Source organism: Burkholderia sp. Se-20373 (assembly GCF_017104705.1).
Classification (GTDB): domain Bacteria; phylum Pseudomonadota; class Gammaproteobacteria; order Burkholderiales; family Burkholderiaceae; genus Burkholderia.
Genome location: NZ_JAAGPH010000125.1, coordinates 1 through 23,910 on the forward strand (window position 1 = coordinate 1; position 23,910 = coordinate 23,910).

Annotated in this window: 24 protein-coding genes and 1 pseudogene; 11 read left to right on the forward strand and 14 right to left on the reverse strand. The window is 67.2% G+C overall.

The genetic code is table 11. From position 1 onward, the window contains the following. Positions 1 to 94: 94 nt before the first annotated feature. On the forward strand, positions 95 to 1,582 hold the full coding sequence (locus G3N96_RS29670; RefSeq protein WP_206139403.1) for a carbohydrate porin: 1,488 nt from the start codon (positions 95 to 97) through the stop codon (positions 1,580 to 1,582). A 96-nt stretch (positions 1,583 to 1,678) separates the two neighbouring features. Here G3N96_RS29670 and treA read toward each other — a convergent pair whose 3' ends face one another. Both treA and G3N96_RS29680 read right to left on the reverse strand, forming a co-directional pair. After that, positions 1,679 to 3,430 carry an alpha,alpha-trehalase TreA gene (treA, locus tag G3N96_RS29675; RefSeq protein ID WP_206139404.1) on the reverse strand — a complete coding sequence of 584 codons (1,752 nt, stop codon included), beginning with the start codon at positions 3,428 to 3,430 and terminating at the stop codon, positions 1,679 to 1,681. Between the two features lie 136 nt (positions 3,431 to 3,566). Further along, positions 3,567 to 3,713: pseudogene (locus G3N96_RS29680) on the reverse strand (TetR/AcrR family transcriptional regulator); the annotation flags it as partial. 181 nt (positions 3,714 to 3,894) lie between these two features. Between G3N96_RS29680 and G3N96_RS29685 the strand changes: the two are divergent. Both G3N96_RS29685 and G3N96_RS29690 read left to right on the forward strand, forming a co-directional pair. Then, positions 3,895 to 5,283: an MFS transporter gene (locus G3N96_RS29685; protein WP_124578221.1), complete on the forward strand. Its 1,389-nt coding sequence runs from the start codon at positions 3,895 to 3,897 to the stop codon at positions 5,281 to 5,283. 384 nt (positions 5,284 to 5,667) lie between these two features. Beyond that, positions 5,668 to 6,882, forward strand: coding sequence for a crosslink repair DNA glycosylase YcaQ family protein (locus tag G3N96_RS29690; protein ID WP_206139405.1), 1,215 nt, complete (start codon positions 5,668 to 5,670; stop codon positions 6,880 to 6,882). Positions 6,883 to 6,930: 48 nt separating this feature from the next. On the opposite strand, the gene G3N96_RS29695 is transcribed toward G3N96_RS29690, so the two are convergent. Both G3N96_RS29695 and G3N96_RS29700 read right to left on the reverse strand, forming a co-directional pair. Continuing rightward, on the reverse strand, positions 6,931 to 7,149 hold the full coding sequence (locus G3N96_RS29695; RefSeq protein WP_006480837.1) for a DUF1653 domain-containing protein: 219 nt from the start codon (positions 7,147 to 7,149) through the stop codon (positions 6,931 to 6,933). 57 nt (positions 7,150 to 7,206) lie between these two features. Further along, positions 7,207 to 7,659, reverse strand: coding sequence for a GNAT family N-acetyltransferase (locus G3N96_RS29700; protein ID WP_124578225.1), 453 nt, complete (start codon positions 7,657 to 7,659; stop codon positions 7,207 to 7,209). 203 nt (positions 7,660 to 7,862) lie between these two features. Between G3N96_RS29700 and G3N96_RS29705 the strand changes: the two genes are divergently transcribed. Together G3N96_RS29705 and G3N96_RS29710 are read left to right on the forward strand one after the other, a co-directional pair. Beyond that, a complete protein-coding gene (locus tag G3N96_RS29705; protein WP_206139406.1) occupies positions 7,863 to 8,486 on the forward strand; it encodes an HAD hydrolase-like protein in 624 nt (207 codons plus the stop codon). A gap of 394 nt (positions 8,487 to 8,880) precedes the next feature. Continuing rightward, entirely contained in the window at positions 8,881 to 9,459 is a 579-nt protein-coding gene (locus G3N96_RS29710; protein WP_089441960.1) for a DUF4142 domain-containing protein, read from the forward strand. 113 nt (positions 9,460 to 9,572) lie between these two features. On the opposite strand, the gene G3N96_RS29715 is transcribed toward G3N96_RS29710, so the two are convergent. Beyond that, the gene (locus G3N96_RS29715) at positions 9,573 to 10,172 is read right to left on the reverse strand and encodes a GNAT family protein (RefSeq protein WP_206139407.1); all 600 of its coding nucleotides are present in this window, start codon (positions 10,170 to 10,172) and stop codon (positions 9,573 to 9,575) included. A 55-nt stretch (positions 10,173 to 10,227) separates the two neighbouring features. Continuing rightward, positions 10,228 to 11,142, reverse strand: a complete 915-nt coding sequence (locus G3N96_RS29720; protein ID WP_206139408.1) for a LysR family transcriptional regulator — start codon at positions 11,140 to 11,142, stop codon at positions 10,228 to 10,230. 109 nt (positions 11,143 to 11,251) lie between these two features. Here G3N96_RS29720 and lysA point away from each other — a divergent pair, with 109 nt between their 5' ends. After that, the gene (lysA, locus tag G3N96_RS29725; RefSeq protein ID WP_206139409.1) at positions 11,252 to 12,490 is read left to right on the forward strand and encodes a diaminopimelate decarboxylase; all 1,239 of its coding nucleotides are present in this window, start codon (positions 11,252 to 11,254) and stop codon (positions 12,488 to 12,490) included. A gap of 79 nt (positions 12,491 to 12,569) precedes the next feature. Here the strand turns inward: lysA and G3N96_RS29730 are convergent, their stop codons facing one another. Then, positions 12,570 to 13,457 carry a DMT family transporter gene (locus tag G3N96_RS29730; protein ID WP_206139410.1) on the reverse strand — a complete coding sequence of 296 codons (888 nt, stop codon included), beginning with the start codon at positions 13,455 to 13,457 and terminating at the stop codon, positions 12,570 to 12,572. Positions 13,458 to 13,583: 126 nt separating this feature from the next. Here G3N96_RS29730 and G3N96_RS29735 point away from each other — a divergent pair, with 126 nt between their 5' ends. Together G3N96_RS29735 and G3N96_RS29740 are read left to right on the forward strand one after the other, a co-directional pair. After that, the gene (locus G3N96_RS29735; RefSeq protein ID WP_206139411.1) at positions 13,584 to 15,059 is read left to right on the forward strand and encodes a PLP-dependent aminotransferase family protein; all 1,476 of its coding nucleotides are present in this window, start codon (positions 13,584 to 13,586) and stop codon (positions 15,057 to 15,059) included. A gap of 247 nt (positions 15,060 to 15,306) precedes the next feature. Further along, on the forward strand, positions 15,307 to 15,801 hold the full coding sequence (locus G3N96_RS29740) for a hypothetical protein (RefSeq protein ID WP_206139412.1): 495 nt from the start codon (positions 15,307 to 15,309) through the stop codon (positions 15,799 to 15,801). A gap of 86 nt (positions 15,802 to 15,887) precedes the next feature. Here the strand turns inward: G3N96_RS29740 and G3N96_RS29745 are convergent, their stop codons facing one another. Together G3N96_RS29745 and G3N96_RS29750 are read right to left on the reverse strand one after the other, a co-directional pair. After that, complete coding sequence (locus tag G3N96_RS29745; RefSeq protein WP_206139413.1) at positions 15,888 to 17,321, reverse strand: nicotinate phosphoribosyltransferase; 1,434 nt, start codon at positions 17,319 to 17,321, stop codon at positions 15,888 to 15,890. Between the two features lie 73 nt (positions 17,322 to 17,394). Beyond that, positions 17,395 to 18,435 carry a bifunctional nicotinamide-nucleotide adenylyltransferase/Nudix hydroxylase gene (locus tag G3N96_RS29750; RefSeq protein ID WP_206139414.1) on the reverse strand — a complete coding sequence of 347 codons (1,041 nt, stop codon included), beginning with the start codon at positions 18,433 to 18,435 and terminating at the stop codon, positions 17,395 to 17,397. A 191-nt stretch (positions 18,436 to 18,626) separates the two neighbouring features. Between G3N96_RS29750 and G3N96_RS29755 the strand changes: the two genes are divergently transcribed. The 3 genes from G3N96_RS29755 to G3N96_RS29765 all read left to right on the forward strand — a co-directional run bounded on the left by G3N96_RS29755 (position 18,627) and on the right by G3N96_RS29765 (position 21,091). After that, the gene (locus G3N96_RS29755) at positions 18,627 to 19,079 is read left to right on the forward strand and encodes an SRPBCC family protein (protein ID WP_027789550.1); all 453 of its coding nucleotides are present in this window, start codon (positions 18,627 to 18,629) and stop codon (positions 19,077 to 19,079) included. A 214-nt stretch (positions 19,080 to 19,293) separates the two neighbouring features. Continuing rightward, positions 19,294 to 20,181, forward strand: a complete 888-nt coding sequence (locus G3N96_RS29760; RefSeq protein WP_206139415.1) for a DUF4261 domain-containing protein — start codon at positions 19,294 to 19,296, stop codon at positions 20,179 to 20,181. A 121-nt stretch (positions 20,182 to 20,302) separates the two neighbouring features. Next, positions 20,303 to 21,091 carry a lysozyme inhibitor LprI family protein gene (locus G3N96_RS29765; protein WP_206139416.1) on the forward strand — a complete coding sequence of 263 codons (789 nt, stop codon included), beginning with the start codon at positions 20,303 to 20,305 and terminating at the stop codon, positions 21,089 to 21,091. Between the two features lie 168 nt (positions 21,092 to 21,259). Here the strand turns inward: G3N96_RS29765 and G3N96_RS29770 are convergent, their stop codons facing one another. From G3N96_RS29770 to G3N96_RS29790, 5 genes are all read right to left on the reverse strand, one after another. Next, the gene (locus G3N96_RS29770) at positions 21,260 to 21,676 is read right to left on the reverse strand and encodes a hypothetical protein (protein WP_206139417.1); all 417 of its coding nucleotides are present in this window, start codon (positions 21,674 to 21,676) and stop codon (positions 21,260 to 21,262) included. Beyond that, on the reverse strand, positions 21,673 to 22,056 hold the full coding sequence (gene speD / locus G3N96_RS29775; RefSeq protein ID WP_206139418.1) for an adenosylmethionine decarboxylase: 384 nt from the start codon (positions 22,054 to 22,056) through the stop codon (positions 21,673 to 21,675). Before speD ends, G3N96_RS29770 begins: the two co-directional genes overlap by 4 nt. Next, entirely contained in the window at positions 22,053 to 22,202 is a 150-nt protein-coding gene (locus tag G3N96_RS29780) for a hypothetical protein (RefSeq protein WP_155291822.1), read from the reverse strand. Before G3N96_RS29780 ends, speD begins: the two co-directional genes overlap by 4 nt. Continuing rightward, positions 22,199 to 23,716, reverse strand: a complete 1,518-nt coding sequence (locus G3N96_RS29785) for a DUF4178 domain-containing protein (RefSeq protein WP_206139419.1) — start codon at positions 23,714 to 23,716, stop codon at positions 22,199 to 22,201. The genes G3N96_RS29780 and G3N96_RS29785 overlap by 4 nt, the downstream gene beginning before the upstream one ends. A gap of 9 nt (positions 23,717 to 23,725) precedes the next feature. Next, on the reverse strand, positions 23,726 to 23,910 hold a 185-nt coding region (locus tag G3N96_RS29790; RefSeq protein ID WP_206139420.1), incomplete at its 5' end, for an SHOCT domain-containing protein.

Consider the following 23,910-nt stretch of genomic DNA (forward strand, 5'->3'; position numbering starts at 1 on the left):
AGGTGCCGACGCGCGCCAGTCTCGTCTGTACACGCTTCCCGCAACACGCTTTCGCTTCTTCAGCGTAACTAATCAACCCGGCAACGGAACGCACATGAAGACCTACCTCGAACCCGTCCCGCGCAAGCGCCGCGTCAATGCGCTCGCCACGCTGCTGCTGTCGCTCGCCGCCACGCCCGCGTTCGCGCAAGCGTCGTCACCGGCCGCGGCCGACCCAGCGGCCGGCGCCGGCGACGCCGCCGCTCCCGCACAACAGGCCGCCGATGCCGCCGCGCCCGCCCCTACCGACTTCTGGGAGCGCGCGAACCTGCTCGGCAACATGGGCGGCCTGCGCGACGTGCTCGGCGAGCACGGCATCACGCTGAGCCTGCAGGAAACCAGCGAGTACCTGTACAACACGTCGGGCGGCACGCATCGCGGCGGCGCGTACCAGGGGCTCACGCAATTCGGTTTCAACGTCGACACGGGCAAGGCGGTCGGCCTGCCGGGCGGCACGTTCAACGTGTCGGCGCTGCAGATTCACGGCACCAACCTCACGCAGCGCTATCTGCAGACGCTGCAGACCGCGACCGGCATCGAGGCGAATTCGACCACGCGCCTGTGGGAACTCTGGTACCAGCAGTCGCTGCTCGACGGCAAGGTCGACGTGAAGGTCGGCCAGCAGAGCGTCGACCAGGAATTCATGGTGAGCCAGAACGCGGCGACGTTCATGAACGCCACGTTCGGCTGGCCCGTGCTGCCGTCGACCGACCTGCCGGCCGGCGGCCCCGCCTATCCGCTGTCGTCGCTCGGCGTGCGGCTGCGCGTGAAGCCGTCCGATGCGTGGACCGCGATGGTCGGCGTGTTCGACGGCAACCCGGCCGGCCGCAGCGACGGCGATGCGCAGGTGCTGAACGCGCACGGCACCAACTTCAACCTGCGCAGCGGCGCGTTCGTGATCGGCGAAGTGCAGTACGCGCTGAACGCGCCGCCCGCCGACCCGAAGTCGCCGCAACCGGCCGGCCTGCCGGGCACGTACAAACTCGGCTTCTGGTATCAGTCGCAACATGCGAACGACCCGCGCTACGGCACCGACGGCCTGTCGCTCGCGGATCCCGCCAGCAACGGCATTGCCGCTACCCATCGCGGCAACTACGGGTTCTACGCGGTCGCGGACCAGATGGTGTGGCGGCCGTCGGCAGACAGCCCGCGCTCGGTCAACGTGTTCGCGCGCGTGATGGGCGCACCGGGCGATCGCAACATCGTCGATTTCGCGGCCAACGCAGGCGTGACGCTGAAAGCGCCGTTCAAGGGACGCGACAACGACGTCGCGGGCATCGCGGTCGGCTACGCGAAGATCGGCTCGCACGCACGCGGCCTCGACGGCGACACCGGCGTCTATACGACGCCCGGCTATCCGGTGCGCCGCGCGGAGACGGTCGTCGAAGCGACGTACCAGTACCAGGTCGCGCCGTGGTGGCAGCTGCAGGCCGACCTGCAGCATTTCTTTCGTCCGGGCGGCGGCATCCCGAACCCGAACGCGGCCGGTGCGCGCATCGGCGACGAAACGGTGGTCGGCGTGCGCACGACGATCACGTTCTAAAGCAGGCCCGAAACAAACACGGGCCGGACGGCCGCTTGCGCGACAGTCCGGCTCGTGCGTTTTCTTACGGTGCCAGCGCGCGGCCCGCGCCGCGCGTCACTCGCCGTACAGCCCGAGCAGTTTCAGCGTGACGCCGTTGGTCCAGCCGAAACCGTCCTGCAGCGGATATTCACCGCCCCCGCCGCCGCCCGTGCCGGCGCCTTCGACCACGTACTTCTCGACGAGCTTGCCTTCGGTCGCATACACATGCTTCACGTCGGACAGGAAGCGCGTGCCGATGTCCTTCGCAAGCGCCGGTTCGCCATAGCGCCGCAGCCCGTCGATCGCGATCCACTGCAACGGCGCCCAGCCGTTCGGCGCATCCCACTGCTGCCCGGTGTTCTCGGTGGTCGTCGCGAGGCCGCCCGGCTGCAGCAGCGTCTTGCGCACCTCGCGTGCGGTCGCCTTCGCGCGCTCGGGCCACGCCACGCCCGCGAACAACGGATACAGCGCGGCGGCCGTCACCGCGTCGCGCGGCTTGCGCTGCTGCCAGTCGTAGTCGCCGTAGTAACCGCGGCGGTTCCACAGATAGCGGTTGATCGCGGCCGCCCGCCGCGCCGCGCGCGCGGAAAAATCGGTCACGCACGCCACGTCGCGCGTGATCGCGCAGCCCTTCACGATCGTCGTCTCGAGATGGAACATCAGGCTGTTCAGGTCGACCGGCACGATCGACGTCGTGCGGATCGTCGCGAGCGTCTTGCCGTCGCCGAACCAGCGCGAGCTGTAGTCCCAGCCGCTTTCGGCGCCCGCGCGCAGGTCGCGGTAGACCTCGTTCGCCGGACGCCCCGGCACCGACTTCGCGGTCGTCACGTCCTCGAGATACGACTCGTCGCGCGGCGTATCGCTCGCGTCCCAGTAGCGGTTCAGCACCGCGCCGTCGGGCATCGCGACGACATTGCGCGTGGCCTGCCCGCGCGGCGTCGTGGCTTCGCCCTGCATCCAGTACGCATGCTCCTTGCGCAGTGCCGGCAGGTACTTCTGGTAAACCTTGTCGCCTTCGGCCTGCGCGGCGAGCGTGACCATGTACGCGAAGAACGGCGGCTGCGAGCGGCTCGCGTAGTACGTGCGGTTGCCGTTCGGGATGTGCCCGATCGTGTCGATCAGATGGGCGAAGTTGTCGAGCATGTTGTCGACGAGATCCTCGCGCCCCGACACCTGCAGCCCGAGCATCGTGAAATAGGTGTCCCAGTAGTAGCCTTCGCGGAAGCGGCCGCCGGGCACGACATACGGCTTCGGCAGCGGGATCAGCGAGCTGTACGGCGGCACCGTCGTGCTCGTGCGCGTGAGCTGCGGCCACAGCCAGTCGATGTGCTGGCGCAGCGTCTGGTTCGGCGGCGGCGTCACGCCGCCTTCCGGGGGCGGCGTGAAATGCTGGGCGACGAACGCCTTCAGCGAGAAGCCCGGCTGCGATTTCTGTTGCTGATACAACTGCACGATCGTCGCGGGATCGCTATCGGGCGTCGCGTCGACGAAGGTCTTCTGGTCGGGATAGATCTGCGCGGTCTGCACCGCGACGAACAGGTCGCCGTAGAGCTGGCTCGGCGGCGGCAGCAGCGCGCCCGAGGCGGGGACGGCAATCGCGGCCGTCGCCGGCGGTGCCGGCTGGGCAGCCGCCTGCGCGGCGGCCTGGTTCGCGTTGTCGGCCTGGGCGGCGCAGCCGGCAACGGCGAGATACGCGACGGCCAGTGCAGCGGCCCAGCGAAGACGCGGCGCGGGTGGCGCGAGAGGTGGTGAGAGACGGGCCGAGAAGCGGCTTGAGAAGCGGCCCGACAAGCGCGATGCGATCGATGCGGCACGACGTGACGTCATGACGTGTCCCCTCCTTTCGATGGTGAGTGGGTCGGCACGAGGTCTCGTTCGCGCGCGCGCTCGTCTCGATGGCCCTCGATCGATGCGCGTCGTTTTGTGATGCGAGTGGATCCGACTGTCGCACGAAACGTGCAGATCAAGCAAGTTTCGATTCGTGCAACTCGTGCAGATACAGATAACCGGACATGGCCCGCCACGCATACGCGTCGAGCGCATCCGCATCGGTCTCGCCGAATGCGCCCGCTGCATCGACACGCCCTTTCACGATCGCGAGCAAATCGTGCTCGAAGAAGTGGGGCGCGGCGCATCGCTCGGCCCGAGCGCACGCAGCAGCGTCATGCAGTCGTTCTTTCCATGCCGCCGCCAACCAGGACGACTGTTGCAACATGCGGAACAACTGTTGTCGTACGTGACTCAACGGTCACATTGTGGGCATAATGGCGTCTTTACCGCGCGCCCAGCCCATGTCGCCCGTCTTTCTAGCACCGCTCATCGTTGCCTGTGCGTTGTTCATGGAAAGCGTCGACGCGAACATCATCGTCACCGCCCTCCCCGCGATGGCGAGGGACTTCGGGCACAGCCCCGTCACGTTGAACATTGCGATCACGGCCTACGTGGTCGGGCTCGGCGTGTTCATTCCGATCTGCGGCTGGCTGGCCGACCGCTTCAGCGCACGCTCCGTGTTCCGCACCGCGATCGGCATCTTCGTCGTCGGCTCGCTGCTGTGCGCGGCCTCCAATTCCCTCGGCGTGCTCACGTTCGCGCGCTTCATCCAGGGCGTGGGCGGCGCGATGATGGTGCCCGTCGGCCGCATCATCATCTTCCGCGCCGTGCCGCGCTCGGATCTCGTGCGCGCGATGAACTACCTCGCGATTCCCGCGCTGTTCGGGCCCACGGTCGGGCCGCTCGTCGGCGGCTTCATCACGACCTACCTGCACTGGCGGATGATCTTCTTCATCAACGTGCCGATCGGCATCTACGGGATCTACCTCGCCAGCAAGCACATCGCGAACACGCGCGAGCCCGATCCGGGCCCGCTCGACTGGTTCGGCTTCCTGCTGTCGGCCAGCGGCGCCGCGCTGCTGCTGATGGGCCTGACGCTGATCGACGGCGCGCTCACGTCACGCTCGAACGCGCTCGTCATGTGCGTGGCGGGCACCCTCCTGCTCGCGCTGTACGTACCGTACGCGCGCCGCAAGGAGCGCCCGGTGCTCGACCTCAGCTTCCTCAAGATCCCCACGTATCACGCGAGCGTCGTCGGCGGGTCGCTGTTCCGTATCGGCCTCGGCGCAGTGCCGTTCCTGCTGCCGCTCGCGCTGCAGGAAGGGCTCGGCATGAGCGCGTTCCATTCGGGGCTCATCACGTGCGCGTCCGCGTTCGGCGGCGCGATGAGCCGCTCGACGGCCACCCATACGCTGCGCCGCTTCGGCTTCCGTACGGTGCTGATCTACAACGCGGCCTTCGCGGGGCTCGCGATCGCCGCGTACGGCGTGTTCCATCCCGGCATGGCGACCTGGGCAATCTGGCTGATCGTGCTCGTCGGCGGCATCTTCCCCGCGCTGCAGTTCACGAGCCTGAACTCGATGATCTACGCGGACATCTCGCCGCGCGACGCGGGCCGCGCGACGAGCCTCGGCAGCGTCGTGCAGCAGATGTCGCTCGGCCTCGGCGTGACGGTCGCCGGCCTCGTGCTGCACATTTCGCACTGGCTGCAGGGCCATCAGAAGATGATGTGGTCGGATTTCTGGCCCGCGTTTCTCGTGGTCGGGCTGTGCTCGTTCGCGTCGATTCCGATCACGCGGCGGCTGCCGCCCGGCGCCGGCGACGAAGTCGCGCGCGGCAAGCGGCAATAGCGATCAGGCAGACGAGCGGGAAATCACGAGACGGGGCGGAACGGGTAGAAGGAAAAACCGCCCGCGAAGCAAACCGGAAAATACAAAAAAATCAGCGGACATCCACACGGGGCCGGTGCACAGCCGCATGGATGTCCGCTCAGGGCTCCGGGTCTCCCGATGGGGGTTGAGAATCCCGGATTCACTTCCTGCGTGCCATTGACATATGTGCGTCGGAAGCAAAATCGTTGCGCGTATTTATCGTCGCGCCATGAACTGCACTATAGGGAAACTTGCGCAACGCATCTGTCAACCATTGTCAGACGCGGTGCATCGGCACGTCGCACACGCGCGCCGCTTTCGCGCTAAAGTGGTTCCCGACCATCACTCCCCGCCGCCCTTCCGATGCTTACGCTCTCGACCGCCGCCGCCCGTGCGCTGCATCTCGCCGCGCAAGGGCTGCTGACGCCGCCCCGCCGCAAGGCAACCAAATCCGACGTGCTCGACACGATCCGCCGGATGGCGCAGTTGCAGATCGACACCATTCATGTCGTCGCGCGCAGCCCGTATCTCGTGCTGTTCAGCCGTCTCGGCGATTTCGCGCCGCAGTGGCTCGACGAACATCTCGCCGAGGCGCGCCTGTTCGAATACTGGTCGCACGAAGCGTGCTTCCTGCCGGTCGAGCAGTTCGGCCTGATGCGCTACAAGATGCTCGATCCGTCGGGAATGGGCTGGAAATACGCGGCCGAATGGCATGAGCAGAATCGTCCCGAGATCGAGCGGCTGCTCGCGCGGATTCGCGCCGAGGGCCCGGTACGATCGGCCGATTTTGCTCGCGAGGATGGCGTGAAAGGCAACGGCTGGTGGGATCGCAAGCCCGAGAAGCGGCACCTGGAAGTGCTGTTCACGACGGGCGACCTGATGGTGTCGGAACGCCGCAATTTCCAGCGCGTGTACGACGTGCGCGAGCGCGTGCTGCCCGACTGGGACGACACGCGCGACCTGCCGCCGCGCAGCGCCGTGCTGCCCGCGCTGCTGGACTACACGTGCCGGGCGCTCGGCGTCGTGCGCGCGGACTGGGTGGCCGACTACTATCGGCTGCCGCGCCGCTCCTACCGCGCGGAACTCGAGCAGCTCGCGGACGCGGGCGACCTGATCCCGGTGGCGATCGACGACTGGAAGGAGCCGGCCTACGTGCATCGCTCGCTCGAAGCGTTGCTGCCGGCCGCGGAGGCCGACACGCTGCGCTCGACGGTCACGACGCTGCTGTCGCCGTTCGATCCGGTGGTATGGGACCGCCGGCGTGCGTCGACGCTGTTCGGGTTCGACTACACGATCGAATGCTATACGCCCGGGCACAAGCGGCGTTACGGCTATTTCTGCCTGCCGGTGCTGCATCGCGGGCGGCTGGTTGGGCGCATCGACGCGAAGGCGCATCGCACGCTCGGCACGTTCGAACTGAAGGCCGTGCATGTCGAGCCTGGCGTGCGGTTCGGCACGGGGCTCGCAGCCGATGTCGCGAAGGCGGTGAAGAAGCTCGCGGCGTGGCACGGCACGCCGGAAGTCACGGTCGGGCAGCAGGCCCCGCCGGCGCTGGTGAAGGCGCTGGCCGGCGCGTAGACGTCCACGCAGCCGGCCGGCACGGCGGCGTGCGCCGCCGGCCGTCAATCAGTCGCGCAGCTTGCGGAAACGCGGCGTGCCGTCTTCGAGGTTCCCGTTGAACATCGCTTCCGGCCGTACCCACAGCCCGCGCGCATGCGGCCACAGGTGTTCGTACACGACCACCGATTCCTCGGTTTCGGAATGGCGGGCAACGCCGATGTAGCGGTACAGCCCACCCTTGTAATGGCGATGCGTCGCGAGCTGTTCGGCTTCCTGTTCGGTCATGATGGGCTTCTCTTCGGCAAAAACGGAAAGCGCGTATTGTATGCGCTGCGCCGCGCGTCAGCGTTTCGCGTAGATGTCCGGGCGGCGGATCTCCATCACGCGCTCGGGATTCGCGCACAGCTCGAAGCCGACCGGCCGGTACAGCGCGTGCGCATCGGACGTCACGAGCATGATGCGGCGCAGCCCCTGCACCACCTCCTGTGCAAACACGTGGTCGATCAGCGCGCGGCCGTAGCCGTTGCCGCGCTCGGCCGGCAGCACGAACACATCGCACAGGTAGGCAAACGTCGCGTGATCGGTGACGAGCCGCGCGAACCCGACGAGCCGGTCGCCCACGTAGGCGCCGAAGCACAGCGAGCCCTCGATCGCCCGCTCGACCACCTCGCGCGGAATGCCCTGCGACCAGTACGCGTCGCGATGCAGGAAGTCGAAGATCGCGTCGACGTCGAGTTCGCGCTTGTCGGTGGAAAATCTCAGCGTGGCGGGGGTGGCAGGGGTGGCAGCGGGCACGTCGGTCTCCGGTTGGGTGGTGGAAGACGAGACGCTGACGATACCGCGCGGCGCGGCGGGCTACAAGCGGCGCCGATCATTCGGAAGAAGCGAAGAAGCCGCTCGACGATCCCGCGTCGCCGCAGGCGTAACCGACCATGCGTTGACGGGCCTCGATTCGGTGACAATATCCCCTCTGCCCAAGGAACCCGCCACGCCGCCTCATGCCCTATCGCCTCATCGCATTCGACTTCGACGGCACGCTCGCCGATTCGCTCGACAGCTTTCTCGCCGCGCTGTCGGAAGCGTCGCGCCTGCACGGTTTTCGCGACGCCACGCCCGAGCTGCGCCCGGCGCTGCGCGGCATGTCGGCGCGCGACATCATTCGCGCGCTCGACGTGCCGATGTGGAAAGTGCCGCGCGTGACGATCGACATGCGCCGCCTGATGCAGCCGCGTGTCGCGCAAGTGGCGCTGTTCCCCGGCGTTACCGAAACGTTCGACGCGCTCGCCGCGCGCGGCATCCGCATCGCGATCGCCACGTCGAATACCGAGGCGATCGTACGCGACCGGCTCGGCCCGCACGCCAGCAGCCGCGTCGAGCACTTCGCATGCGGCATTCCTCTATTCGGCAAGGCACGTCGCCTGCGCGCGCTCGTTCATGAGGCCGGCGTGCGCAGCGACGAAGTGCTGTACGTCGGCGATGAAATCCGCGACGCCGACGCGGCACGACGCGCACGCATCGCATTCCAGGGTGTCGCGTGGGGCTACACCGCACCGGACGCGTTGCAGGCACATTGCGCGACACCGTTGCTGCCGCGTCTCGACGCATTGCTCGATCGCGTGTGACGCATGCGCGCGCTTCGCGCGTCCGGTTCGCCCCATCGCGCGGTGCGCACGTCATCGCACGACACAGCCGCACGACGATGAAAAGCGGATGACACCCACGTGCATCCTGCACGCGTCATGCGCGCAAAAATTGCCGCCGCCGCGCGTGCAACAGGTACGCACTACCTGTGGGCGTGCTGGCTCATCGATTCGTCTTACCAACCGTTACACAAACCACAGCGCGGTTGCACCTGCTACCGGATCGCTCTCCTAGAATCAGTTGGGCCGGGAAACACTTCGACCGGCGCCGCGGCAGAGCGGCGGTCGAATCCGGCCCGGGCGCGCCCGGTCTCTCGCACAGCAACGGATCCCGTGATCCGTTTTTCAACCAGAGCCCCGATCGAAAGGAGGTCACATGAACCGCTTTCCCCAACTCTCGCGCCTTGCTTTGTCTGCCGCTGGCCTGCTGCTCGTCGCCGTGACGGCGACCGCGCAAACCGCGCAACCGGCACCGGCCGCACCGAACGCACCGGCCGCCGCCGCGACGCGGATCCACGAAGCCGACCAGGCCTTCATCACCGACGGCACGAAGACCGTGTCGACGCAGCACGACGCGGCACGCATCGCCGATTCGCGCACGTCGGACAGCCAGGTCAAGGCGTTCGCGCAACGCGTGTCGACCGACGATGAAAAGATCATCCAGGCGATGCGCGCGGCCAGCCCGCGCGGCGTCGACGTGCCGGCCAACGACCCCGACACGGCCGTGCTGGGCAGCATCAAGAACCTGCGCGGCGCCGAGTTCGACAAGGCGTATATCGAACAGGTCGCGCTCGCCGGCCAGCAGAAGGCCATCTCGGCATTCCAGGCCGAAATCGCGTCGGGCCGTGACACGAAGCTGAAGGAAGTCGCACGCCAATCGCTGCCGATCCTGCAGAAGCACTACGCCGACGCGCAGAAGCTCGCGGAACGCCACCACCTCGCATCGGCGCAGTAACGCGCCGCAGCGTCGCGCATCACGCGCGGCGCACTGCTTCCCCCGTCGTCGCGTCGCCGCTCCCCTTCCGGCGGCGCGACGCACGTCAAACGTCACGCTTCACGCTTCCCTCGTTACGTCGCAAGCTTCGCCAGCAGCCGCGCACGCACCTCCGGCCATTCGTCGTCGATGATGCTGAAGCGCACCGAATTGCGCTTGCGGCCATCCGGCATGATCCGTTCGTGCCGCACGATCCCTTCCTGCTTCGCACCGAGCCGCAGGATCGCCGCGCGCGATTTCTCGTTCAGCTCGTCGGTCGTGAACTGCACGCGCACGCAGTGCAGCACGTCGAACGCATAGCCCAGCAGCAACCATTTCGCTTCCGTATTCGCGCGCGTGCGCTGCGCCGATTCGCTCAGCCACGTATGGCCGATCTCGAGCTTGCGGTTCTTGCGATCGATCTTCCAGAAACGCGTGCTGCCGATCACGCGGCCCGATGCGCGATCGACGATCGCAAACGGCATCACGGTGCCGGCCGAACGCCCCTGCAATGCGGTGTCGATATACGCGTCGATCGTCTCGGGGCCCGGCACGACCGTGACCTTCAGGTTCCACAGCTGGCCGTCCGCTGCAGCATCCAGCAGCGCCTGCCGGTCGGATGAATCGAGCGGCCTCAGTTCGACGTGTTCGCCGGTGAGGATCGGTGGTTCGAGGGAAACAGAAGCGTCGGTCATGGAGGATTCCGGAAAGAGACGGCGATGGCGGCGAAGCACCGATCATACGGCCGCGTCAGCCGCGGAGCACGGCCAACCGGCGGCGAATCGCCTTCGCCTCGCCGCGCAACGCGTCGGCAAACGCATCGACGAGCAGGCTCTTCGGCCGGTGCTCGGGCACGATCACGCTGACCCGGTACGGAAACGATCGCGTGAGCGGCCGCACGTGCAGGTCGCGCCCGACGAAATCGAGCGCGGTCAGCGGATTGACGATCGCGGCACCGAGCCCCTGCCGCACGAACGCGCACACCGACACGGCCGACGGTGTTTCGACGACCGAGCGCGGCGCCACGCCGAGCTGCGCGAACGCCTCGTCGATCAGGATGCGGTACGGATCGTTCAGCGACAGGCTCACGAACGGTCGATCCGCGAGATCCGGCAGATCGATCGCGTCCTGCGCGAGCAGCGGATGGCCGTCGGGCAGCACGCACACTTCGTCGACTTCGAGCAGCGGCGTGAGCACGGTGCCGGCCGGCGCGACGTCGCGCTCGGTCAGCCCGAGGTCGTAACGCTGCGCGGTCAGCCACTCTTCGAGCACCGGCGATTCCTGCGTCGCCACCGACACGCTGACGCCCGCGTGCTGCTCGCTGAAACGCCGGCACGCACCCGGCAGGATCGCGTGCGAGAACGCCGGCAGCGCGATCACCGACAGTTGACCGTCACGAAACTCGCGCAGGCGCGCGGCAGTTGCCGCGACACGTTCAAGCCCCACATACGCGAGCCGCACGTCGTCGAACAGCGTGAGCGCGGCCATCGTCGGCCGCAGCCGGCCATGCGCGCGCTCGAACAGCGCGAAGCCGACGACCTGCTCCATGCGCGCAAGCTCGCGGCTGATCGTCGGTTGCGACGTATAGAGCATCTCGGCCGCGCGCGTCGTGCTGCCGGTGACCATCAGCGCGCGAAAGACCTCGATATGGCGGTGCGTGAGCATGATCTTCTATATCAGATATGAATCGAATGTCGATAAACAGGCATTTTACTGGATAGGCAATCAGGTGCATCATTCCCGTTATCCGTTCATTCGACCCGATTCATCCGCCATGTCCCTCGATTCCCGCCAGCTCGCGACGCTCGCGCAGCAATACGGCACCCCGCTGTGGGTGTACGACGCCGACGTCATCCGCGACCGCATCGCCCAACTGCGCCAGTTCGACGTGATCCGCTATGCGCAGAAGGCGAACTCGAACGTCCATATCCTGAAGCTGATGCGCGAGGAAGGCGCGTGCGTCGATGCGGTGTCGCTCGGCGAGATCGAGCGCAGTCTCGCGGCCGGCTTCAGCCCGGCAGGCGAGCCGGAAGGCGTCGTGTTCACGGCCGACCTGATCGACCGCCCGACGCTCGCGGCCGTGCTGAAGCACGGCGTGACCGTGAACGCCGGTTCGCTCGACATGCTCGCGCGCATCGGCGAGCATGCGCCCGGCCACCGCGTGTGGCTGCGCGTCAACCCCGGTTTCGGCCACGGCCACAGCAACAAGACCAACACCGGCGGCCCGCAGAGCAAGCACGGCATCTGGATCGACGACGTGCCGCGTGCGATCGAGATCGTGCGCCGGTACGGGCTGAAGCTCGTCGGGATCCACATGCACATCGGCTCGGGCGTCGACTACGGCCACCTGTCGCAGGTGTGCGATGCGATGGTCGATCTCGTCACGTCGCTCGGCCATGACATCGACGCGATCTCGGCCGGCGGCGGCCTGTCGATCCCGTATCGCGACGGCGAGCCGCGCGTCGACGTCGGTCACTACTTCAGCCAGTGGGACGCCGCGCGCAAGCGGATCGAGCGTCACCTCGGCCATCCGGTGCGCATCGAGATCGAGCCGGGCCGCTTCCTCGTCGCCGAAGCCGGCACGCTCGTCACCGAAGTGCAGGCCGTCAACCGCCGGCCGAAGCACGATTTCGTGCTGATCGACGCGGGCTTCAACGACCTGATGCGCCCGTCGATGTACGGCAGCTACCACGCGGTATCGGTGCACACGCACGATGGCGCGCTGCCCGCCGGCCGGCCGCTCGTCGATCTCGCGATTGCGGGGCCGCTGTGCGAATCGGGCGACGTGTTCACGCAGGACGCGGGCGGCGTCGTCACGCACCGCAAGCTGGCGCAGCCGCAGATCGGCGACCTGCTGTTCCTGCACGATGCAGGCGCGTACGGCGCGTCGATGTCATCGAACTACAACAGCCGGCCGCTCGCGCCGGAAGTGCTCGTCGATCGCGGCGCGCCGCGGCTGATCCGCCGCCGGCAGACGATCGGCGAATTGCTCGCGCTCGAAACGTTCGAGTAACGCTTGCGCGCCAGATGATCGAGCGTGAACGGGCGCACCTTCGACAGGTCGCGCCCGTGCATCCGATCAGCCCCACATGTCAGCCCGCGCGCCGCACGGGCGCCATTTTCGAGAAGTATTTCGCGCCCGCCACGCAGCCGACCACCACGACCGTCACCGCGACCATCGACGGCGGCACCGTCTCGTGCAGCAAGCCGGCCGCCAGCAGCAAACCGAAGAACGGCTGCAGCAGCTGCAACTGGCCGACGCCCGCGATCCCGCCGAGCGCGAGCCCGCGATACCAGAACACGAAGCCGATCAGCATGCTGAACAGCGACACGTACGCGAGCCCCCACAGCGCGGCAGCATCGACGCCGTCGAACGACACGGGCCAGGTGAACCACGTGAGCGGCAGCATCAGCGGCAGCGACAGCACGAGCGCCCACGAGATCACCTGCCAGCCGCCCAGCTCGCGCGACAGGCGTGCGCCTTCCGCGTAGCCCAGCCCGCATGCGACGATCGCGGCCAGCATCAGCGCATCGCCGACCACCGACGCCTGGCCGCCGTTGCGCAGCGCAAACGCGGCCACCGCACAGCTGCCGATGATCGAAAAGATCCAGAACGGCAGCCGCGGCCGTTCGCCGCCGCGCCACACGCCGAACAGCGCGGTCGCGAGCGGCAGCAACCCGACGAACACGATCGCGTGCGCCGATGTCACGTGTTTCAACGCAAGCGCCGTCAGCAGCGGAAAGCCGATCACGACCCCGAGCGCGACGATGGCGAGCGACACGGCCTCGGCACGCGTCGGCCGCCGCTGCTTCAGCCCGGCGAGCAGCAGCAGGCCGAGCGCGCCGGCGATCGTCGCGCGCGCAAAGGTGAGGAACAGCGGGTCGAGCCCCTGCACCGCGATACGCGTCGCGGGCAGCGAGCCACTGAAGATGATCACGCCCAGCAGGCCGCTGAGCCATCCGTCGGTCGTCTTTTGCACGGGAAATCCTGAACAGGGAAAGTGGATGACCGATGATCCGCCGCGCGCCAAATGCGCGTAAGCTACAGCCCAATACAATTCGGACAAACTGTACTGGACAACCGGCCGTACAGTTCATTCTTCGCCATGAGCCAGGCCACCCCGCTTCCCGTTCTGCCCACCCCGTCGCGCACGCGCGTGGAAACCGTGATGGATACGTTGCGCGCCCGCATCGCGAGCCGCGCGCTGGTACCCGGCGCGCGCGTGCCGTCGATCCGGATGATGGCGGACGCGCTGGGCGTGTCGAAATCGACCGTCGTCGATGCGTACGAGCGGCTCGCGAGCGAAGGCGTGCTGGTCGCGCGGCGCGGCTCGGGCTTCTATGTGTCGGGGCATGCGCCGCCGCTCGCGCTCGCCGATCTCGGCCCGCAGCTCGATCGCGGGCTCGATCCGCTGTGGCTGTCGCGCCAGTCGCTCGAAGCGGCGCCGACGTCCGTGAAGCCCGGTTGCGGATGGCTGCCGCCGTCGTGGCTGCCCGACGAGAGCCTGCGCCGCGCGCTGCGCGCCGCGTCGCGCGACGAAGCCGACGCGCTGACCGACTACGCGACGCCGCTCGGCCTGCCCGCGATGCGCCAGCAGCTCGCGTGGCGGCTCGCGCAGCACGGCGTCCAGGCCGAACCCACGCAGATCATGCTGACCGACGGCGGCTCGCACGCGCTCGATCTCGTCTGCCGGCTGCTGCTGGAGCCGGGCGACACGGTCGTGCTCGACGATCCGTGCTACTTCAACTTCCAGGCGCTGCTGCGCGCGCACCGTGCGCGGGTCGTCAGCGTCCCGTACACGCCGAACGGCCCCGATCTCGCGCGCTTCGAACAGGTGCTTACCGAGCACCGGCCGCGCCTGTACATCACCAATTCGGCGCTGCACAACCCGACCGGCGCGACACTCTCGGCGCCCGTCGCGCACCGGCTGCTGACGCTCGCGGCCGAGCATGGCCTGCTGATCGTCGAGGACGACATCTTCGCGGATTTCGAGAGCGCGCCCGCCCCGCGCCTCGCGGCCTTCGACGGGCTGTCGCGGGTCGTGTCGATCGGCAGCTTCTCGAAGACGCTGTCGGCCGCGATCCGCTGCGGTTACGTCGCCGCGCGCCCGGAATGGATCGAGGCGCTCGTCGACCTGAAGCTCGCGACGTCGTTCGGCCATGCGCAGATCGGCGCGAACGTCGTCCACCGGCTGCTCGTCGACGGCACGTACCGGCGCCACGTCGACAGCCTGCGCACGCGCCTCGCGGACGCGATGGGCGAAACGCTCCGGCGCGTCACGCGCGCCGGGCTCAGGATATGGACGGAGCCGCGCGGCGGCCTGTTCGTGTGGGCGGCGTTGCCCGACGGGCTCGACGCCGCGCGCGTCGCGCGCCATGCGCTGGACCACGACGTGGTGCTCGCGCCCGGCAACGTGTTCAGCGCGTCGCACAATGCAACGTCGTACCTGCGCTTCAACGTGTCGCGCTGCAAGGGGCCGGCGGTGTTCGATGCGCTGGCGCGGGCGATGGAGGTCGTGAGTGTCGAAGAACGCGGCGGCGTGCCGGTGGACGCGAGCCACCGTATCCAAGCTGGAGCATGATGAAACCCGGTAATCAGGCGGACAACTACGGAATGAATCCGTAATCTGCCTTCGGCATCTGCAGCCAAACAGACCGACCTTCGAGGGAGCATGTCACTCGGATTACCTCGTTTCGCAAATCGTACACGTCCAATAGACGAGCATGTCTCCATCAGTCGATAGTTTTCCTCCTCTTCTGGATAACTATCGAATCAATGAGCGAAAACTTCGATTCACGCGGCGCCACGCTCCAAGAAGACTGCGACGAATGGATCAGGATTCTGTGGTGACATTTCTTGCACGCGCGATAAGCATCGCGATCTGGTTCTGCCTCTCGTTTTCGATGTCATCCACCGCTTGTACCGTTTCCGAAGACATGCTCGACAGCCTCCCGCTCAATTCCGACGCGATCCCTAATGAGGATCGCGTCAAGATTGCGGAAATGGTTATTCGCGCTCGTCAATGGCCGGATGCAGAGATTCGTGGCATCGTCACGGCCGGCGCCTACATCGGGGAAGTCAATCCACAAGCGCTCGCGTTACGACGAGCGGCGAATCTGAAGGAATACCTGATACAACTCGGCGTCAAGAACGAGAACATCTGGTCCGATACCCACATCATCTCGAAACCGTATCCGAAAGACAGCGCCGGTTACGAAGGGTATCTTCAGATCGGACTGACACTGGTGCCGCTTTGCAACGAGGGATGTCGGCGTCTGTGCGGCGACCCGCGCGTCACGCCAACATTGAGAGCACTTCACTGAGGTCGTCCGCAATCAAACGACATCGCAATCAAGTCGCGTCGGCGACGGCGTGACCCGAGCCTCTCACGCCGCCACCGCCGCCTCCCTCACACCTCCCCCGCGTGCGCCCTCGCCCGCACTTGCGCAAACGACGTATCGACGAGCAGGCGCCCCGTATCGAACACCGTTTCCAGCGCGTCTTCCCACTCGCCTTCCAGCATCCGGTCGTCCCACGCGGCAGGCAGCGTCGTCGTCCGATACTCACCGGTGCGGAAACTGCGCAGCAGCGTGAGCCGCCCTTTCTTCGAGCGCTTGCCCTGATCGGTGACCGGATCCTTGCAGACGTCGTGCCACACGCCGCCGCGCCGGATCGCCGAGCACTTCATCGCGAAACGCTGCGTATCGCGGTTCACCTGCTGCAGCAGCCCGCCGCCCATGCCGAACACGACGTTGCCGGCCGCATAACCCGCGTCGTCGAGCGCGGACAGAATCGCTTCGATCGACAGTTCGTCGACGCCGTCGCCCTGGATCACGCGCACGCGATTCAGCACACGCCGCCCCTTGCCGTTCACGGTCGAGCCGAACGATGCGTCGAGCGCGCGCACGGTCTGCAGCACGATCGCCACCGGGTCGCCCGAATCGGGCCGCACGACCAGCGTCGCGCCGGAATCCAGCACGGCCTGCCGAAGCTCGCCGCCCCACAGATCGAGTGCGGCGAACAGATCATAGGAGTCCGAGACGACCGACACGATCGCACCGGGCAGGCCGAAGCGGCGAATCATGTTCCGGTACGCATCGGCTTCGTGTTCGCGGCCCCACGATGTGATCGTGCTGTGCTCGGCCGCCGGCACCGAATACGCGGCCATCGGCTCCCGATAGAAGCGGTTCGCGGCCAGCACGCCAAGTACCGTATCCGAACCCATGAAGTTGACGAGGTGCGCGGCGCCGCCGATCGCGGCCGACTCCGCGCTCGACACGCCGCGTGCGCCGAAGTCGTGCAGCTTGAACGGCAGTTGCGCGAGATCGTCGTCGGTCTTTTCCAGGAAGCGGCGGATCGTCTGCCGCAGGTGCCAGCTGCGCGTCGCGACCGTCACCGGATACCACACGCGCAGCAGCATCGTCTCGAGATACGACGCGAGCCAGAACACCTGCGGGTCGTCGCATTCGACCGTCATCAGCACGTTGTGCACCGGCACGACCGAGCCCTCGGGCACCGCGCGGATCTTCACCGGCAGGTAGCCGTCGTAGCGTTGGACGATATAGCGCCAGCCTGCCTCGTTGAACGGCTCGCCGTGCACCGTGAAGAAATCGCGCGCGTCGTCGATCATCGCGTGCGTGATCGGCTTGCACAGATATTCCTTCAGCAGCATCTGCAGGCCGAAGAACACCGTGCGGTCGTAGCGGCCGCCGCGCGATTCGACGTACGAGAACATCGCCGACGCATCGGGCGGATATTGCAGGAAGTGGGAAGCCTTGTACGAATCCGTGTTGAGGATCGGATTGGCGAGAACCGCGGCAAAGCCGCCGAGATCGTTTTGCATGGCTAGAGCTCCTCTAGGCCGTTGAAGTGCCGCCGCGTCTGTCGCGGCGGACGGAATGCGGGGAATCAGCGGATCACAGCTTCCCCAGGAAGTGATACGCGATGTCGAAGTGATCCTCGAACATCACGTTGCGCATCTGCGCGAATTCGTTGAGCGGCACCCAGCGCGCCTTGTCGGCGTCGTCGCTGCCCTTCACGCGCGGCAGCTCGCCGGTCGGGAAGTTGAACAGGCACGCGTGCGTGATCGTGCGGCCGCGCAGCGAGCGCGTCGGGTGATCGAACACCTGGCGATCCTTGATCGAGCCGCGCAGCACGGGCTCGGGCAGCTTCAGGCCGGTCTCCTCGCGCAGCTCGCGGATACAGGCCGCGTCGAGCCGCTCGTCCTGGTTCACGAACCCGCCCGGCAGCGCCCACAGGCCGCGGCCCGGCTCGCTGCGGCGGCGCACGAGCAGGATATGGCCCGAGTGCACGACCACCGCATCGACCGTCACGAACGTGACGGGATACGGGGCGGCCGCCCACGCCTTGCGATACCCGGCGATGAATTCGGCTTCCGACTTCAGCTGCGCGAATTCCGGCTGCGTGCGGAAACGCTCGAGCCAGCCGAACACGGGTTCCGGCACGGCCCACTGCACGAAGCTGTTCGGGCGTTCGGCGAAATACTGGTCGCGGATCTCGGTGGCGGAAATGTCTTCGGTCGCATCGACGTCGACGAGCTCCCATTGCGGGAACATCCGCAGGTAATACGAGGTGGCGTCCTTCTCGTGGCCGATCAGCCCGACCTTGCGCTGCGCGATGTCGCCGAGTGCGGACGCGACGGCGTCCTGCACCCAGCGCACCCAGTCGCCGTCGTTGTAGGTCGAATCCTGCAACGGCGCGATGGTGACGCGGTCGCGCTCGGACGCGTCGAACAGCGAAGCCAGCATCTGGCGGCGCTCGTCGAACGAGAACGGATCTTTGATGGTGCGGGGCTTGTCGGTCGATCCGATCAGCACGCACACGCGCTCGGCCCGGCTCAGTGCCGACTTCAGCACGTTCAGGTGACCACGATGCGGAGGCTGGAAACGACCAATGAAAACGAGCGCGTCGAAGCGCCGGTTCTGTTGCGTACTCATGAGGCTCCCTCAAGAGATTGAAACGCTTCGGGTCTTTCCCGAAGGGTTGAAGCGAATCCTAGGGGAAATCCCGAGGTGCGTCAATGGAGCCCGTTCGAGCACACGCTCGACTTGACGAAGTCTGACGAAACACCGGTTTTTGGCGCGGTACACTCGATTTCATCCCACTCCGCGCCAGGGCGCCCGCCATCATGAGGATCTCAGTCAGCCGCACCGTCGGCGTCGATCGCAGACGCCTCTTCACGTGGTCGCAGGATTACGCGCGGCGGCTCGTGTGGGACAGCTTCCTCACCGACGCCTACCTGCTCGACGGCATGACGGCCGACGTCGGCGTCGATGCGTTCTGCCGCAGCCAGTCGGGCGCGACGATGGTGTCGCGCTACATCTCGTACCGTCCGCCGCAGGTGGCCGCCGTCGAAATGGTCGACGGGCCGAAAGTGCTCGAACGCTTCAGCGGCAGCTGGAACTTCACCGAGCACACGCCCGGCACGACCGAAGTGAAATTCACGTACCACTTCCGCGCCCAGCCGGCCTGGCTGCGCTGGCTGCTCGAACCGCTGATCGGCGCGTTCTACCTCGTGCAGACGCGCCGGCGTCTCGATTCGTTCAAACGCTGGGCGGAAGCCGAAGCGCTGCCGCACTGACCGGCGAGCTCGGGCCGCACGGCCCGGCTCGTTTGCGCCACCTCCCGTCGAATGCGTCGAACGCGCGATCGCCGCGCCGTCCCGGCATGCGCCACGCATTTGCCAGATTCGCCGAACCCGGGGAAACTACGGGCGGCCGTCAACCCGACGGCGCGCCCCGGCCGAGAGAACGGGGCACTTCTCCCCGCAACGGCTTCGACACGAACCTACTCCAATGAGCCTGATATCACGATTCTTTGGCCGCAAGGAAGAACCCGGCAACCCCGTCGCGCTGGTCGCGGCACCCGACGTCGAGAACCCGCTGAGCGTGGCGGTCGTCTTCGACGGCCCGCTGCAGGTCGATATCGCCGCGCTGACGGCAGCGCTGCGCGCGTACCACTCGAGCATGAAGCAGGCGCGCGTCGAGACCGAGCCGACACTGGAGCAGGTCTTCGGGCTCGCCGGCTGGGGCAACCACGTCGTCCGGCTCGTCGGCTTCGACGCGCCCTATCCGTCCGACGCGCTGGAAGCGTGTGTCGCGCCAGCCCACTACGGGCAGGAGCTGAAGCAGCAGGTGCGCGCGAGCCGCAGCCACGTGATCCTCTACTACGCCGGGCACGAAGCCAATCCGCTCGACCAGTACGTCGCGCTGGCGGCCGTCGCCGGCGCGCTCGCCGAACAGAACGGCCTCGCGGTGCTGAACGAGCACGCGCACACGTCGCTGCCGGCCGGCGTCTTCAATGCGAAGGAACTCGGCGAGGAAAGCCTCGAAGTGCTGCGGGACATCCCGTTGAACCTGTTCTTCTGCGGCTTCGTGAAATACGAAGTCGAAGGCGTCGACGGCGTGTGGATGCGCACCTATGGCGCCGACGTGTTCGGCCTGCCCGATTTCGCCGCGCTCGCGGCAGGCCATCACGAAGGCGAACGCTATTCGGGCATCTTCAACAACGTGATGCACTACCTGCTGGAAAGCGGTGCGCGCATGCACGCGGGCGAAACGATGCAGATCGGCGCGGAAACGTTCATGAAGCTGCGCGAACCGCTCGAGCACGAGTATTACCTGCAAGGGCCCGCGCAGGTGCTAGTGGCCGAGCTGATCTCGGCGGATCAGATCAATCGCTGAATTCGCCTCGCCGCATCTTGTTGCACGGTGCACGGGTTCACGGCATCGTGAGCCGCGTGCGCCGCTGCGTCACATGACGGCGGCATGACAGCCGCCACTCCAACCCGATGAGGAGCGATCCGTGTTCGGTATTCGCCTGGGTCTTACGCTGGCCGCCATCGGCCTCTCGCTGTCGGCCCACGCCGACAGCATCGACTGCTCGCGCGCGAAGACGCGCACCGAGCGCCTGATCTGCAGCGACAAGGCGCTCGTGTCGGCCGACAGCGCATTGGCAAGCGCCTACTACGGCGCGATCGACATGGCAGCCGACCAGCAGGCCGTCGTCCGGTCGCAACGTGCATGGCTCGCGCAACGCGATGCGTGCGCCGATGCAGCCTGCATCGCCACCGCTTACCGCGACCGTACGGCAGCGCTGAAGCAGGTGAAACAGGCGGGCTGGAAAACCTATCGCGACCCGGCGCTCGGCATCTCGTTCGAGTACCTCGGGAACCGCCAGATCAAGAAGCCGTGCCCTGAAATCGGCGGCGACCGCTGCGTCGCGATCGTCGGCCGCAACATGACGAACAGCAGCTATTTCATTGCGTTCGAGATCGTCGACGGCGCGCTCGAACCCGTTGCGGAAAAGGAAGCCGGCTTCGAGCGGCAGGACGACGGCAAATGGATGTCGACGTACGGTCGCGGCGCGCCGCAGGCGGTCGAACGCTTCTCCGGCGTCGGCTGGCGCGGCATGCGCGCGACGATCACGTGCGGCATCAGCGATCCGGAAACCGGCTTCCACGCGGCCGGCGGCGACTGCTACTGGGCCGTGCTGAGCAACGGCAAGCGCGCGGCCGTCGCGAATACGCAGGGTATCGTCGGCACCGACGACGCGACGATGCACAGCGTGTCGTCGTTCCGGTTCGAGCGCTAGCGGGAACGTCTTGACGTGCGATCGCCCGGGCATGAATCGACGTGCGATGCGTCATCGCAACGACACCTCGGTAGCCTGCCGCCGACACGCCGCAAGCGTAAAAACGCATTGCATGGCCCGATCCGTAACGCCCGCTCCTCCAGCCGCGCCGTTCGAATCGCATCCTCGCTAACGTGCGCCGTCCCCGCGCAACGGGAACGATTCCGCCCCCGCCTCGCGGCGCAACGTGACCTCCGTACCCGTCAGCCATCCTGACGATTTAAGGATCGGGCGTGCGATCGCGTACAGGCGGTCGGCGCCCGCGCCATAGAAGTACAGATAGCCGTCGTTGCCATCGCGATGCAATTCGGTCTCGCCCAGCTCGCCGGCGCCTGCCTGCTTCACCGCGCGATCCAGCCGTTGCTCCAGCGCGTGAAGGCGCGCCTTGTCCTTCCCGTAGTAATCGAAGTGAACCATCACGACCGGCCCGGGCGGCTTCGGCGGCACGTCAGCGGCAGCGTTGCCGGCAAGCAGCACCCAGCCGAGCAACGCCGCAAACCGGATCCTGTTGCGCCTATCGGCAAGGGAAGTGAATCGCTCGCTCACGTCGGCGCACCGCCGCGCGCAACCTGCTGCCGGACTTGCGCCTGCGTGCCGAGCGCAGCGGCGATCGCATCGACCGCATCGGCCGCACGCGCCGCGCCGCACATGAATGCGTCGACGGCCGCGAAGCGATGCTCGGGCCACGTGTGGATCGTGATGTGCGATTCGGCGAGCAGCACGACGCCCGTCACGCCATGCTCGCCGCCGAAATGATGGAAATGCGCGCCGATCACGCGCGCGCCCGCCTGCCGCGCCGCTTCGGTGAGAATCGACTCGAGCCGAGCGGTGTCACGCAGCAGCGCCGCGTCGATGCCGGCCAGGTCGGCCAGCACGTGCGAGCCGAACGTCGCGCGCGGTGGCGTGATCCCGTCGCGCGCCGTCATTTGTGCGACCCGTACGACGAGTAACCGCTGCGGGCCGACGAACTGCCCCAGCCGCTGCCGCCCGAACCGCTGCCGCCGATCGATGCGCAACTGAACAGCGTGACGACGATCAGGCCGTAGATGCCGTAGAGGATGTAGCGGATCACGCGCTGCCCCCGTCCGACGCAAAGCTTTTCCACAGCCATTCAGGCAGCCACAGCACCAGCAGGCCGACCAGCACGTAGACGGAGCGGCCGCTGAACGAAAACAGCGCGCCCATGTTCAGGATCACGAGCAGCGCGCTGAACACGAGCGGCAGCGGCGCGAAACTGTGCGGGCCCTTCCGGCCGAACAGGCCCGTCGACGCGGTGGCGCCGGTTGCCGCCGCAGCCGCGGCCGTCGCGAGCGCCGGTGTGCCGAAGCGTTCGGCAAGCGTGCTGCCCGACAGCGGCCGCGCACGCGACCAGACGATCTCCTCGTCGCTGCGCTCGCGCGTCAGCTTGTCCTTCTGCCAGCCGTAGTCGATGATCGACGTGCGATCGCCGACCTGCACGCGCCAGTTGAACGCACCGACCACGTAGACGACCTCCGAGTCGTATTCCTCGCGCAGGCGGTAGGTCTTGTCGCCGTCGGTCACGTCGGCATCGCTGCCGATCGTCGGCCACTGGTCGAGCACCTGCACGCGCTCCCAGCGCCCTTCGCTCTGCACGAGCCACAGGAACCCGCGCTTCGGGTTCAGCAGCAGGTATTCGTCCCACGTCGCCTCGTCGCCCGGCACGCGGCAACGCATCATCCCGATCACCGTGTACTTCACGCCGTCGAACGTGCCGATCGCGCCGAGTTCCAGCGCCCCCTTCACCGCTTCGAGCTTGCGCTGCGCCGCGAACACGGTCTGCTGCTCGGCCGTGCACTGCACGCCCGCATGGCAACTGCCGCACACCACGTAGTCGGCCACGTTCGGCGCATACGACAGCGGCGCGCCGCAGCTCGGGCACGCGAACGGCACCATCTCCGCGCCGCGCTTCTCGCGCGTGTCGTGGTCGGTATCGCGCAGCCCGGTGAAGGCGAGCGCATCGAATTCGAGCGCTTCGCCCGTATAGACGGCCGGGCTCCCGCCGTTCGAATCGGCGTCGGAATAGTCGTAGGTCGCGAACGCGTTGCCGGTGCGCAGGTCGACGACGCGCGCCTCCCAGCCGGCATCGACGCGGAACGGCAGTTCGCCGTCGCCGCCCGTGCAGCGCGCGGTGCGCACGTCCGACACGAGAAACGCGCGGCCGCCATGGTCGATCCGCATGCCCGGTTCCAGCGTGCCGAACGCAGGCCACGCGCCGCCGGACGCATCGTCGGGCTCGCGCACCGTGATCGCATACTGGCCCGACGCATCCGACAGCCAGCCGAACGTGCCGTCGTCGAACACGACGTACCACTCGCTCCATGCGCCGGCGTCGTAGGTCATCTGGATGCGCCCGAGCACCGTGAACGTATGCTTGCCGTAGCGACCGGCCGTGCCGAGCTGGATCGGCGACGCATCGTCGAGCACCGTCGCCAGTTCGCCGATGCGTTCGACGTCGGTGCCGCGCTTGAGCAGCGTGCTGCGGCAGAACGCGCAGACGGCCATCACCGCCGCCGCCGAGCGAAACTCGACCGGCGCGCCGCACTGGGGGCACGGGGTACTGAACATGCGCGACGCTTACCGGGTGAGCTTCGCGAGGATCTCGGCCTTCGCGCGCGAATATTCGTCTTCGGTCACGAGACCCTTGTCGAACAGCGCCTTCAACTGTTCGAGCCGCTGCACGTAATCGGTGCCCTCCGCCGGCGCGGCAGCCGGTGCGGCGGCCACCGGCGCCGCGACAGGCGCGGGCGCGGGCGCGGGCG